Annotated in this window: 12 protein-coding genes; 8 read left to right on the top strand and 4 right to left on the bottom strand. The window is 71.5% G+C overall.

Annotation, left to right across the window (positions count from 1 at the left end; genetic code table 11):
• Positions 1 to 12 precede the first annotated feature (12 nt).
• Together RIC11_RS17165 and RIC11_RS17170 are read right to left on the bottom strand one after the other, a co-directional pair.
• The gene (locus tag RIC11_RS17165; RefSeq protein WP_350213491.1) at positions 13 to 1,506 is read right to left on the bottom strand and encodes a type VI secretion protein IcmF/TssM N-terminal domain-containing protein; all 1,494 of its coding nucleotides are present in this window, start codon (positions 1,504 to 1,506) and stop codon (positions 13 to 15) included.
• A gap of 54 nt (positions 1,507 to 1,560) precedes the next feature.
• Positions 1,561 to 2,163: a DotU family type IV/VI secretion system protein gene (locus tag RIC11_RS17170; protein ID WP_350213492.1), complete on the bottom strand. Its 603-nt coding sequence runs from the start codon at positions 2,161 to 2,163 to the stop codon at positions 1,561 to 1,563.
• A gap of 183 nt (positions 2,164 to 2,346) precedes the next feature.
• Between RIC11_RS17170 and tssA the strand changes: the two genes are divergently transcribed.
• The 8 genes from tssA (at position 2,347) to tssG (ending at position 10,081) form a co-directional block, all read left to right on the top strand.
• Positions 2,347 to 3,393 (top strand): type VI secretion system protein TssA, encoded by a 1,047-nt coding sequence (gene tssA / locus RIC11_RS17175; RefSeq protein WP_350213493.1) that lies wholly within the window; start codon positions 2,347 to 2,349, stop codon positions 3,391 to 3,393.
• A gap of 57 nt (positions 3,394 to 3,450) precedes the next feature.
• Positions 3,451 to 3,966, top strand: a complete 516-nt coding sequence (tssB, locus tag RIC11_RS17180; protein WP_350213494.1) for a type VI secretion system contractile sheath small subunit — start codon at positions 3,451 to 3,453, stop codon at positions 3,964 to 3,966.
• A 52-nt stretch (positions 3,967 to 4,018) separates the two neighbouring features.
• Entirely contained in the window at positions 4,019 to 5,482 is a 1,464-nt protein-coding gene (gene tssC, locus RIC11_RS17185; protein WP_350213495.1) for a type VI secretion system contractile sheath large subunit, read from the top strand.
• Positions 5,483 to 5,573: 91 nt separating this feature from the next.
• Positions 5,574 to 5,999 (top strand): eCIS core domain-containing protein, encoded by a 426-nt coding sequence (locus RIC11_RS17190; protein WP_350213496.1) that lies wholly within the window; start codon positions 5,574 to 5,576, stop codon positions 5,997 to 5,999.
• 56 nt (positions 6,000 to 6,055) lie between these two features.
• On the top strand, positions 6,056 to 6,559 hold the full coding sequence (locus RIC11_RS17195; RefSeq protein WP_350213497.1) for an Hcp family type VI secretion system effector: 504 nt from the start codon (positions 6,056 to 6,058) through the stop codon (positions 6,557 to 6,559).
• A 92-nt stretch (positions 6,560 to 6,651) separates the two neighbouring features.
• Entirely contained in the window at positions 6,652 to 7,098 is a 447-nt protein-coding gene (tssE, locus tag RIC11_RS17200) for a type VI secretion system baseplate subunit TssE (protein WP_350213498.1), read from the top strand.
• Complete coding sequence (gene tssF, locus RIC11_RS17205; RefSeq protein ID WP_350213499.1) at positions 7,095 to 8,942, top strand: type VI secretion system baseplate subunit TssF; 1,848 nt, start codon at positions 7,095 to 7,097, stop codon at positions 8,940 to 8,942. The genes tssE and tssF overlap by 4 nt, the downstream gene beginning before the upstream one ends.
• Positions 8,939 to 10,081, top strand: coding sequence for a type VI secretion system baseplate subunit TssG (gene tssG, locus RIC11_RS17210; protein WP_350213500.1), 1,143 nt, complete (start codon positions 8,939 to 8,941; stop codon positions 10,079 to 10,081). The genes tssF and tssG overlap by 4 nt, the downstream gene beginning before the upstream one ends.
• 86 nt (positions 10,082 to 10,167) lie before the next feature.
• On the opposite strand, the gene tssK is transcribed toward tssG, so the two are convergent.
• Together tssK and RIC11_RS17220 are read right to left on the bottom strand one after the other, a co-directional pair.
• A complete protein-coding gene (gene tssK / locus RIC11_RS17215) occupies positions 10,168 to 11,628 on the bottom strand; it encodes a type VI secretion system baseplate subunit TssK (RefSeq protein ID WP_350213501.1) in 1,461 nt (486 codons plus the stop codon).
• A 160-nt stretch (positions 11,629 to 11,788) separates the two neighbouring features.
• Positions 11,789 to 12,661, bottom strand: coding sequence for a GGDEF domain-containing protein (locus tag RIC11_RS17220; RefSeq protein ID WP_350213502.1), 873 nt, complete (start codon positions 12,659 to 12,661; stop codon positions 11,789 to 11,791).
• Positions 12,662 to 12,768: the final 107 nt, after the last annotated feature.

A 12,768-nucleotide genomic window follows, 5' to 3' on the forward strand; every position in this document is an offset into this window, starting at 1 on the left:
TAGCGGGCTGGTTCAGACGGCGACCAACACCGCCACCGCCGCGGCGGTGGCCGCCAGGGCCACGTAGCCGCGGTTCGCCCAGCGGTGGGCCGACCGGTCGGCTGCCAGGGCTTCGGCGGTCCAGCGGGCGTGGGACGGAGCCTCCGCGAGGCGGTCCAGCACGCCGAACCCAAACGCTTGACTGCCGCCCAGCGGGTCGCCCGTGGCGACCAGGTGACACCCGGCGAGGGGCCACGCCGCCGGGCCGCCGGCGGCCAGCCCCGTCGACAGCAGCTCCGCGATCCGCCCGCTGCGGTCCGACAGGGCGCTCTTCAAAGCGAACAGCGCGGCGTTGTCGGCCAGGTCGGCGTCGACTTGGTAGAGCCGGCCGCAGAGCGCGGGGGTCAGCTCGCCGGTCAGCCAGTCGACCGCCTCGGCGATCGCGTACGAAGTGCACGTTGTGTCGCTCGGCAGGTCGACCCCCAAGCGGCGCACGCGGCGTTCGGCCGGAAGGGTGTGCAGCAGCGCGCCGCAACCCTCCACGTGCTGCAGCTCGCTCATCACCACGCCGACCGGGCAACGCAGCCCGGCCACCGCCGCGACCGCCGCCAGGTCCTCGCGGATCGCGGCGCCGGCCTGGTGCGCGGAAGCGTCCGAGTCGGCCGCGTCGCACGGGACAACCAACGCGACCGAATCGATCGGCAGGCCCGGCCCGCTGTCGCGCGACACGAGTCGGAGCAAGTGCTCCAGCCGCCGCCGCGCGGTGAGCGCTTCCTCCCGGGTCAGCAACGGGTCGCTCCGGGGTTCGTCGCCATGGTGCATGGTGTCCACCCCGCGCTGCGCCAAGGGCTCGGCGGCGAGAGGGACCGGTGGCCCCTCGGCGCCCACACGCAGGGCAACCGGCACACGCGCTTCGACCGGTAGGGCGGCCGGCCGCTGGCGGGCCATCGCGCGGCGTTGCGCGAGCCGCTCGGTGCACACCGACAAGACCGACGCGTCGTGGCACAGCAAGTAAGTCGCGCGGCTGTCGGCCGCCACGCGGAGCGGCGCGTGCGGCTCGCTCGGCGCGGGGCCACAGGTGGCGTTCACCCCAAGAGCGCCGAGCAGCGCGCCGTCGCGATCGCCCGGCTGCCCCAGAACAAGCACCAGCGGCTTGTCGCCGAGCACGCGGCCGCTGCGAGCCAACGCGCCCGCCGCTTGGCGCCAGGCGTTGTCCAGGTCGGGGAAGGGCGAGGCCGCGTCGGGCTCGGTGAACGCCCGCCAAGCCAGATAACCGGCCCAGACGGCCGAGTACGCGATCAGCAAGAGCAAGGGCAACCAAGCGGAACGCAGCACCCAAGACGGCGCGTGCACCATCCGGTCGAGCCCGAGGTAGCCGTTGAGCCACCAGAGCGCGCCCAGAGCCGCGAGCAGCAGCACCCCGTGCAGCGCCCAAGCGAGCGGCCCCCCGGCGGCCGCGCCGCGGCCGATTGCCGCGAAGGGCGCGACCGCTGCTTTGCCGAAGAGAGCGCCGAGTTTGCGGACCATCGAGATCATGTCGGTCGTCGTTTAGTGGGGAGCCAGCGCGATGGGGCCCGCCGGTCAGCCGGTGAAGCGTTGCACAACCACGTAGGCCGCAACCGGCGCCAGGCAGAGCAGTACAACCGCCGCGACCGCCAGCATGCGGCGCAGCCGTGCTATCCCGGACAGGCGGTGCGCCTCGGCGGCCGGCGCGAGGTCGATCGGCGCGGTGCGTTGGGGCAGCTTGGTCAGCCGCGCCTTGGCCTCGTCGAACCACGCGCCGAGGCGCTCCGGCTCGTCGCGCCAGTCGCCGCGGAAGCCCAGCGCGACGCACAGGTAATAGGCCGACAGCGACCGGTTGTCCGGCGCCGCCGCGGCGAGCTTCGCCTGCCGCCAGAACTCCCAAGCGCGGTCGTTGCTCCCGTAGAGCCGCGATTCGAGCTTGTTCTCGTTCCAAGCCTCGGCCCAGCGAGAGCGGCAGGTGAACAGCTCGTCGACCCAGCAGACCACCGCGTAGCGGGCGCCGCGCCCCGGGCCGTCGTGGTCGGGCAACGCGTCGACGAGAGCCTCGACCGCCGCCTGTTCCTGCTGCAGGTCGCGCGAGCGACAGAGCTGCACGTCGGCGTGCAGGTCGAGCACGTAGCGGGCCACGCGGTCGAGCGCGGCGGTGGTCGCGTCGGGCATCGGAACGCTGTGGGGCGGGGCGGCGCGTGTCGGGTCGGGCTCGGGAGGGGCCTCTGCAATCCTAGGCCCGGGGCGCGGGTCGGCGGCCCGGGGGCGAAAAACAACCGTCCGTTCTCGATCGGCCGCGTCGCGCGCCGTGATGGTGACCTACGTTCCGAGAGACCTTTCCCCTGCGGAATACCGATGGCGACGGCAGAACTCGAACCACTGATCCAGCCGCTCCCCGGCGACGACCCCATGGGCGACGCGTCGCACTTCGCGATGGTCCTCGCCCCCGAGCTGCGGGAGCTGCGTCGCGAGGAAGCGGCCGACGAGTTCAACGACGCGACCCGCCCCACGAAACTCAAGAAGGCCGACTGGGCCGCCGTCGCCGAGCGCTGCGACCACGCGCTCCGCGAGCACGCAAAGGACCTCCGCACCGCGTGCCACCTGGTCGAGGCGCGCACCCGCCTGGAGGGCCTCCGCGGGCTGGCGGGCGGCCTAGAGCTGGTCGCGCGGCTCGTCGACGAGGCTTGGGAGCGGCTCTCACCGCCCCTGGGCGACGACCCCCTCGAGAGCCGCGCCACGCCGCTGGCGAACCTGCTCGACGACCCGGACCGCGGGGTGTGCTTCCCGAGCCTGCTCCGCACGCTGCCGCTGCTCGGCCGCGAGCCGGCCCGCCTGAGCTACACGGCCTGGACCCGCGCCCGCGGCGGGAAGTCGCCCGACGAGGCCGACCTGCTGAGCCGGGCGAGAGCGGCGAGCGGCGTCGGGCAGCTGCAAGAAGACCACGCGGCGGCGACCGCCGCGCTCTATTGGGTCGACACGCTGCGATCGGCGCTCGAGGGCCACTTCGGCGAGGCCGCGCCGGCCTTGTTGAACCTCCGATCGGCGGTCACCGACCTGCGCGGGCTGCTGGCCGACGAGCTCGGCCGCCTGGGCTACAGCGACGACCGCCCCCTCGACGACGCGCCCGCCGCCGAAGCGGCGCCCGACGCGCCGGCGGCCGCCGCCGAGCTCGGCGCCTGCCCGCGCAGCCGCGAGGAGCTCTACGCGCTGCTGGACGACACCGCCGAGCGGCTCCGCGCGATGGAGCCGCACAGCCCGATCCCGTACCTCGTCAAGCGCGCCGTGCGGCTGGGCCGGCTGCCGTTCCCGAGTCTGATCGAACAGCTGATCCGCGAGCCTTCGGCGCTCTCGGAGCTGAGCCGCGAGTTTGGGATTGCCGATCCGGACGGAACCGCTGGCTAGTCCGATTCGGACCAGTCTCCCCCCTTTCATGACCCATTGGACCGAGGAAGCCGACCGATGAGCGAGAGCTTGCAACACACGCTGGACCGCGTCCGCCGTCCGCGCGTGCAGATCACGTACGACGTCGAGACCAACGGCGCGCTCGAGCAGAAGGAGCTCCCCTTCGTGGTGGGCGTGCTGTCCGACCTGGCCGGCGACCAAGAGGAGCCGCCCAAGCCGCTGAAGGAGCGGAAGTTCGTCCCGATCGACCGCGACAACTTCAACGAGGTGCTCGAGAAGGTGGGCCCGCGTCTGGCCCTGTCGGTCCCCAACACGCTGACCGAAGAGGACGAGCCGACCAACCTGTCGGTCGAGCTGAAGTTCAAGGACATCAGCGACTTCGAGCCGCAGAACGTGGCCAAGCAGGTCCCCGCGCTCAACTCGCTGCTCGAGGCCCGGCACAAGCTCCGCCAGGTCCTCAGCACGATGGAAGGCAACGACTCGTACACCGAGTTGCTGGAAGAGGTGCTCGGCGACGCCGACACCGCGAAGAAGGTCGCCGACGAGCTCGGCGCGGACGACAAGGCCGAGTGACCGGGCGAGAGCCTTCCAACCAACACACCACCCGCAACGGGAGACCGTTTTCATGGCGACCGCCGAAGCGACCAAAGAAGCCGACCAAGAGATCAGCGTGCTGGAGCGCCTGCTAGAGAGCTCGCGCGCCCTGGACGACACGGAGCTGGAGCAGCAACGCGACTACCTGCAAGAGTTCATCAACCAGGTGGTGGACCAGGGGCAGGTCACCAGCCGCGACGCGGCGGCCGAGATCAACGACTGGATCGCGAAGATCGACGAGAAGATCTCCGACCAGCTCAACCAGATCATGCACGCCGAGAAGTTCCAGCAGCTCGAGGGCAGCTGGCGCGGCCTGCACTACCTGGTGCACGAGTCGGAGACCGGCACGACGCTGAAGATCCGCGTGTTGTGCGTCACGAAGCGCGAGCTGCTGAAGGACCTGGAGAGCGCGGTCGAGTTCGACCAGAGCGCGCTGTTCAAGAAGGTCTACGAGGAAGAGTACGGCCAGCTCGGCGGCGCGCCGTACGGGCTGCTGGTGGGCGACTACGAGTTCAGCCGGCACCCGGAGGACATCAACCTCCTGAAGCTGATCTCGAACGTGGCCGCCGCGTCGCACGCGCCGTTCATCTCGGCCGCGTCGCCCGCGCTGCTGAACCTGACCAGCTTCACCGAGCTGCCCAACCCGCGCGACCTGGCGAAGATCTTCGAGTCGGCCGCGCACGCGTCGTGGCGGTCGTTCCGCGAATCGGAGGACTCGCGCTACGTGGGCCTCTGCCTGCCGCGCGTGCTGGGCCGGCTGCCGTACGGCAAGGACTTCAAGAGCGTCGAGGAGTTCGGCTTCGAAGAGTTCGTCGACGGCCGCGACCACTCGAAGTACCTGTGGATGAACGCCGCGTGGGCGTACGCGGTCCGCGTGACCGACGCGTTCGCCAAGTACGGGTGGTACGCGCGGACGCGCGGCGTCGAGGGGGGCGGCAAGGTCGAGGGCCTGCCGGTCCACACGTTCAACACCGACGACGGCGACGTCGCGATGAAGTGCCCGACCGAGATCGCGATCTCGGACCGCCGCGAGTTCGAGCTGTCGACCCTCGGCTTCCTGCCCGTGCTGCACGCGAAGAACACCGACTTCGCCGTGTTCATGGGCGCCCAGTCGGCCCAGAAGCAGAAGACCTACTTCGACGACGCGGCCACCGCCAACGCCGACCTGTCGACGAAGATCAACTTCCTGATGTGCGTGTCGCGCTTCGCCCACTACCTGAAGGTGATGGCCCGGGACAAGGTCGGCTCGATGCTCGAGGCCGACCAGTGCGAGAAGTGGCTCAACGACTGGATCGCCAACTACGTGTGCGACCCGTCGATGGCCGGCGACGAGACCAAGGCCAAGTGCCCGCTGTCGGACGCGACCGTCGAGGTCCGCGAGGTGGCGGGCAAGCCCGGCTGGTACGAGGCCGTCGCGTGGCTGCGGCCGCACTTCCAGCTCGAGACGCTCAGCGCCTCGATGCGGCTCGTGGCCGAGGTCCCCAAGAAGGGCTGAGCCGGAGATCCGCCGCCCGCCGCGGGCCCAGCGCCCCCGGCGGGCGGCCCCCTCCGGGGCCCGACCCACCAGAGCGTTACCAGGAGCCACCATGCCCCATCCGCAGCCCCCCCCGGGCAGCCGGCAGCCGTCCAAGACCGGCCTGCCGAACGACCTGCGGGCCGGCATCGAGTCGATGACCGGCCTCGACATGAACGACGTCCGGGTCCACTACAACAGCGACAAACCCGCCCAGCTCAACGCCCACGCCTACGCGCAGGGCTCCGACATCCACATCGCGCCGGGGCAAGAGAAGCACCTCCCGCACGAGGCCTGGCACGTCGTCCAGCAGAAGCAAGGGCGGGTGTCGCCGACCAAGATGTTCAAGTCGTGCTCCACCCCGGTCAACGACGACTCGGGCCTGGAACGCGAGGCGGACGTCATGGGCCAGCGACTCACCGCGCAACTCGCCGCGCTGGACGAAGAGGAATGCCTGCAAGGGATGGCGATCGACGAAGAAGAGCTGATGCAGGGCTGACACGCCCCGACCCCCACACACGCAGAAAACACAATCCATAACCGGAGAACCCATCCATGGGCGCGAAAGGACAAGGCGGATCGATCGACTACTTCTTGAAGATCGACGGCATCGACGGCGAGTCGAAGGACTCCAAGCACGGCAAGGAGATCCAGATCCTCGGCTTCAGCTGGGGCGAGACCCAGCCGGTGAGCATCCCGTTCACCTCCGGCGGCGGCAGCGGCAAGGTCAACATGCAGGACCTCACCTTCACGATGTACGCGTGCAAGGCCTCGCCGAAGCTGTTCCTCAGCTGCGCCAAGGGCGAGCACATCAAGGAGGCCACGCTGGTCGCCCGCAAGGCCGGCGGCGAGCAGGAGGACTTCTACTCGATCAAGCTCGAGGAGGTCCTCGTTTCGTCGTACCACACCAGCGGCGGCTCCGGCACGACGCTGCCGATGGACACCGTCACGCTGGCCTTCGCCAAGATCAGCTACGAGTACCGCCCGCAGAAGGACAAGGGCGCGCTCGACACGCCGGTCAAGGCCGGCTGGAACCTGGAAGAGAACAAGACGATCTGAGGCCGTCGCCCCCTCAGTTCGTTCGCCCTCGGGCCGCGACCGCCACGGCGCGGTCGCGGCCCGTTGTTTTACGCCGCTCGCCCGGACCCCCCATGCCCGCCACGCTCGGCCCCTCGCTGCTGGACCGCCTGCTCGACGCGTCGGCCGGCGTCGCGGAGCCGGGGCCCGCGCGCCTGGAGCGGATCATCGACGACCTGGAAGACCTGCTGAACACCTGCTGCGTGCCGTCGGCCGACGCGGCCGGGCTCCCGCCCGGAGCGGCCGACTCGATCGTCGCCTACGGCGCGCCGGCGCCGCAGTCGCTGGCGATCGCCACCCACGCCGAGCGACTGGCCACGGCCGACACCCTCCGCCGCGTCATCCAGCGGTTCGAGCCCCGGCTCGAGCGCGTGCGGGTCCGCGTCGAAGAACCCCACAGCCGGTCGGCCGCCGGGCGGTTCACGGTCCAGGCGCGCCTGGCCACGGGCGGCGAGCTGTCGCTCCCGATCCGGGTGCGGAACACGTCGGGGCGCACGCAAGTCACCGCGGAGAGGCCATGAGCGCGACGCTCTACCCCTATTACGAAGAGCAGCTCCACTTCCTGCGGCGCGACGCGGGGGAGTTCGCCAAGCAGTACCCGGCGGCCGCCGGCCAGTTGCTGCTCGACGACCAGGGCAGCCGCGACCCGCACGTGGAGCGCCTGATCGAGGCCTTCGCGCTGCTCAGCGCGCGGGTCGAAAAGAAGCTCGACGACGAGTTCCCCGAGATCACCGACGGGCTGCTCGGCACGCTCTACCCGCACTACCTCGCGCCGATCCCGTCGCTGGGGACCGCCTGCTTCCAAGCCGACCCGGCCAGCCCCCAGCCGGCCGGCGTGCGCTTGCCGCGTGGCTCGGTGGTCCGCACCGAACCGGTCGACGGCGTCGCCTGCCGCTACCGCACCTGCTACGAGACCACGCTCTGGCCGCTCGAAGTCACGCACGCCAGCGTCGGGTTCCCGCCGCTCGCCGACCACCTCGCGCCGCCGCCCGGCGCGGGCGCGGTGGTGCGGATCGGGTTGCGGACGCACGGCGAGCTGCCGCTCGGCGAGCTCTCGCTCGACACGCTCCGCCTGTGCCTGGACGGCGACAGCGCCCTGATGGCCGAGCTGTACGAGTGCCTGTTCAACCGCGCGTTGCGGGTCGAAGCCTGGACCGCGGGCGGCGGCCGGCCCCACAAGCTGAGCGAGTCGCCGGCCTCTGCGTTGAGGCAGGTCGGCTTCGCGGCGGACGAGGGGCTGCTGCCGTACCCGTCGCAATCGAGCGCCGCCTACCGCCTGCTGACCGAGCTGTTCGCGTTCCCACAGAAGTTCGCTTTCGTCGACATCACCGGCCTGCGGGCCGCGCTCCGCGACGCGGCGCACGAAGCGGAGCTCGTGGTGTACCTGTCGCACGCCGACGAGCGCCTGACGCACGAGGTCTCGCGCGACACGTTCCGCCTCGGCTGCACGCCGGTTGTCAACCTGCAAGAGAAGGTCTGCGAGCCGATCCGCGTCGACCACACCCGCACCGAGTACCCGGTCATCCCCGAAGCGCAGCGCCGCGGCGCCTTCGAGGTTTACTCGGTCGACCGGGTGACAGGCGTCGACCCGCGGTCGCAAACCGAGTACCGGCCGCTCTACGGGCTGGACCACGAGAACAGCTGGGAAGGCCCCGAGCAAGCGACCGCGTACTGGCACACCCGCCGGCGCCCCGCCGCCCGCCACGACGACGCCGCGACCGACGTGTCGCTGCGGCTGACCGACCTCGGCTTCGACCCGGCCGCCCCCGGCGACCGCTCCGTGACGGTGCGGGCGACCTGCACCAACCGCGACTTGCCCACACGGCTGCCGGCCGGCCCCGCCGGGCTGCGGCTGCGGAGCGAGTCGTCGCAGCCGGTCCGCTCGGTCGCCTTCCTGCGTCCGCCGAGCGCGCCGATCCGGCCGCCGCTCGGCAAGCGCGCGTACTGGCGCCTGGTGTCGCACCTGTCGCTGAACCACTTGTCGCTCGTCGACCAGCAATCGGGCGCCGACGCGTTGCGGGCGATGCTCCGGCTGTACGACTTCAGCGACCGCACCGCCGACCGCGCGCGGGCGATCGCCGCGAGCGAGATGATCGACGGCGTGCTGGGCGTGTCCAGCCGGGCGACCGCGTGCCGCATCGGCACGGCGCGCGACGGGGGCTTCTGCCGCGGCGTGGCGGTCGACGTCGACGTCGACGAGGACAATTACCGTGGCGTCGGCGCGCTGCTGTTCGGCTCGGTCATGGAGCGCTTCTTCGCCGAGTACGCCACGGTCAACTCGTTCACGAAGCTCACCCTCCGCTCGAAGCAGCGCGGTGAGATCAAGTCGTGGCCTCCGCGATCGGGAGACACGCCGCTCGTATGACCGCCGTCGCCGACAAGCCGACCGAGCCGAACCCCGCCCAAGACTCCCCCCAGCGGAGACTCTACGACGCGCCGGGCCGGTTCGACTTCTACCAAGCCGTGTCGCTGCTCGAGCGGTCGCGGCCCGCCGACCCCGCCGGGCGGCGGCCCACAGGGGAAGCACGCGTCCGCTTCCAGACGCCCGCGTCGACGGCGTTCCCCGCGTCGGCGATCGACGCGGTCCAGCCGAGCGACAGCGGCGACGGCCCCCCGCGGCTGACGGTGTCGTTCTTCGGCCTGACCGGCCCGAGCGGCGTCCTGCCGCGCCACTACACGGAGCAGGTCATCCGGCTGGAGCGCACGCTGCGCGGCGCTGCCAAGCGCACGCTGCGCGCGTGGTACGACCTGTTCAACAACCGGCTGCTCGCGCAGCTTTACCGCGCGTGGGCGAGCCGGCGTATCGATCGCGGCGCCGATAGGCCGTGCGGGTCGGCGGCGCCGGCCGACGCGTTCGACAACGCGGTCGCCAGCCTCGCCGGCTTGGGCGACCCCACCCTGCGGGAGCGGCTGCGTGTCCACGCCGAGCCGGCCCTTGGCGAGCGCTGCGAGCTCGTCGACCGCTTGCCCGACCGCGCCGTGCTCCGCCACGCCGGCGCGTTGGCCCGGCCGCAGCGCAGCGCGGCGCAGATCGGCGCGTTCCTGTCCGACATGTTCCGGGCGCCGGTTGAGGTTCTGCCGTTCCGCGGCCAATGGCTCGCAGTCGATCCGACCGAGCAGACGCGCCTGGGCGACCGAGCCAGCCGGCTCGGGATCGACGCCTTGATCGGCGCGCGGGTCTGGGATGTGCAGAGCCGCGTGCGGCTGCGCGTGGGTCCGCTGGACCGCGACCTGTTCGAGGCCTTGTTGCCCGACACGGCGCCGGGGGGGCGGCGTCGTCGCTTCGCGATGCTCTGCCAAGCCGCGCGGCTGGCGTTGGGGCCGGGCGTCGATTTCGACGTACAACTCGTCCTCCGCCGTGACGGCGTGCGTCCCAGCGCCGTCGACGCGACCCAGACCCGCCTCGGCTGGAACAGCTGGCTCGCGACCCGGCCGCGGACCACCGACGGCGACGAGCCGGTCTTCCAACCGATCGAGTCAACGACCCTCGACAGCGTTCGCTAGCCCCGGCAAGGGCGAGAGCGCGTAGGCCGAGGGCGCAAGGCGCCGGAGCGGCAGATCGGGCTGGCTCGACAGCCCCCTATGCCGACTCACACCGTGGCCAGCTCGTCCGCCGCCAGCGACGAAGCGGCCGGCGCCGAGTCGCCTTGCAGGGCGAAGAGTGTCAGGCGGAGCGTGGAGGGCCGGCCGTCGATGTCGATCACCACCGCGTTTTGGTCGGCGAGCTCGTCGACCAGCACGCTCTCGCTCAAGCGGACGGCCAGCGTCATCGACCGCTCGACGGCGCGCCACTCCTGGGGCGCCGAATCGGCCGCCAAGCGGTAGTACTGAAGCCCCTTGCGAACCGGCAGGCCGCTCGGGGGCTGGAGCACACGCAGAGGTTCGAGCCCCGCCTCGCCGAGCAGGAACAGCTCCTCGGCGCGGCCGGCGCAGCCGAACTTCGCGTTGCGACCGCTGACCAGCAGCCGCTGCACGTCCTGGGCGGTCGCCGAAGACTCCGCGCCCAACAGCAGCGTGCATCCCGGCTCGAGCCAACGGGGCTCCAGGTCGACCCGCAGCAGGGACTCGTGGCGCGTGAAGGAGCGTTGCTCGTACGTGGGCTGAACGACGGCCGAGAGCAGCTCCTCGATCGTGTCGCGCGCGGCGAGGAAGCAGCCGGCCAGGTCGTCGTGGTCGTAGGCCGGCAGCACCCGCGCTCGCCGGTCCGGGGCGAACACGCTCAGCGTGCCGATCAGCCGGCCGAGCTCGCGGTACGCGGCCAGCGGCGGCTGGCCTTGCGCGCCGAGGTCGACCGACAACACGGCGACCGCCGTTTGCAGGACCCGCAGTTGTTCCAGCAGCCGCCGCTCGCCCTGGCCGGTGCTGTCGAACCCGAGGCCGCGGCCCAAGGCCTGGCCGGCGAGGACCTCGGCCTTCTTCTCGATCCGCTCCAAGAGCCGCGTCAACACGCCCACCTGCAGCGGCGCCCACGCGTCGCACGCGAGCACCGGCGGGATGAACCCCGGGTCGATCGCCGGCGCGCCGGCCGCGGTTTCGCTGCGGCGCACCTGCGCGATCGGCAGCGCGGTGTAGCCGTGCAGGTCTTCCTCGGAGGTCAGCAGCCGGACGTTGGGCCGCAGCACCTGGATCGTCTGAGCGCCGAGGCCCGTGTTGCGGTCGTTCGCCTCGCGGACCTCGACCGTCCAGCGGACCGACGGGTCCGACGCCTCGCCGACCGCGGGCCGGTTGGGGTTCTCTAGCGGCAAACCCAGGTAGACCCGCACGGCCTCACGCTCGCGGAGCGGCCCTTGCAGGTCGAGCACCGGCAGGCTGCCGTCGTCGGGGAACGCGACGGTCTCGCCGTCGGGCATCCGCGCGGCGAGGCGGCGGACCACCAGGCGGTGGTTCGCCAGCGCGTCGGGGTCGATGTCGATCGACCGGATCCCCCAGTTGTACGCGCGGTCCCATTGCGAGCCGAGCCGACGCTGCCGGGCCTCGGAGCGGTCGGCCGCCTGGAAGTGCTGCGGCGTGAGGAACATGCCCTCGCGCCAGTAGACCGGGCTGTCGCTCATAGCGATCGGGTTGAGCTCGTTAAGGGCCACACGGCGCCGCGACGCGCCTACGGCACTTATCGATGAGGGCCGCTCGGCGGCGGCAAGAAAAGTCGAGATTGCCGGCCGTAGCGGCTCTAGCGGCCGGAGCGGTCGCGCCGGCTCCGACCGGCGCTGCCGGTCAAGCGACCAGCTTCAGAGCGACGGCGTCCTTGGCGCCCGCCTTGACCTCGTACATCAGCGTGTCGGCGCCGTGGATCAGCGCGTCGACCGACTCGGGCGGGGTCGCGTAGACGGCCACGCCGATGCTGAACGTGACCGGCCAAGACTGCTCTTGCATGCGCCGGGTCAGGTCGTCGCGCAGCCGCTCGACGACGAGCTGCGCGTCGTGCTGCGCGGTCTCTGGCAGCAGGATAGCGAACTCGTCGCCACCCATCCGCGCCGGCATGTCGATCTGGCGGACCGTGAGCCGCATCTGATCGGCGATCGCCGAGAGCAGCCGGTCTCCTTCTAGGTGGCCGAGCGTGTCGTTGACGGTCTTGAAGTTGTCGCAGTCGATAAAGGCGACCGACACCGGCCGGCCGGTCCGCCGAGAGCGGGCCATCTCTTCGTCCGCCCGCTCGCGGAAGGCCTTGGCGTTGAGCAAGCCGGTGAGCCCGTCGGTCCGCGCGAGGCGGCGCTCGTTCGCGTGCGCTTCGCGCAGCCGCGCGAGCATGCCGACGACGATCGCGAAGAACAGCGCGTGCGACACGGCCACCCAAGCCTCGGCCGCGGTGACGCCTTGCATCTCGAGCGTGAGCGCGTCATCCAACAGCCAGCCCACGCAGCACCCGGCGGCCAGCACCGCGCCGATCGCCGGCGAGGTGACCCAGCACACCATCGCGATCGTCGGCAGGTAGCAGACGATCAGCGGGAAGGTGTCGCCGGTCAGGAAGTCCGCGACCGCGATCAGAGTGGCCAGCCCCAGCGCCGCGAAGATCGTAGCCGCCGGGCGGCGTTCGCAGGCCGCCAGCAACGCGTCGGGGAAACGCGATCGATCGGTCCGGTCGGCCATCGCGGGAGCTCGGTTCGGAGCGGTTGTAGGGGCCGCACGGTGTGGCCCACTAGGCTCCGAAAAGGCTAGCTCACGCGCCGACGCGCGCACGGAGATTCTCCACGGTC

It is taken from the genome of Botrimarina sp. (assembly GCF_040219535.1).
Taxonomy (GTDB): Bacteria; Planctomycetota; Planctomycetia; order Pirellulales; family Lacipirellulaceae; genus Botrimarina.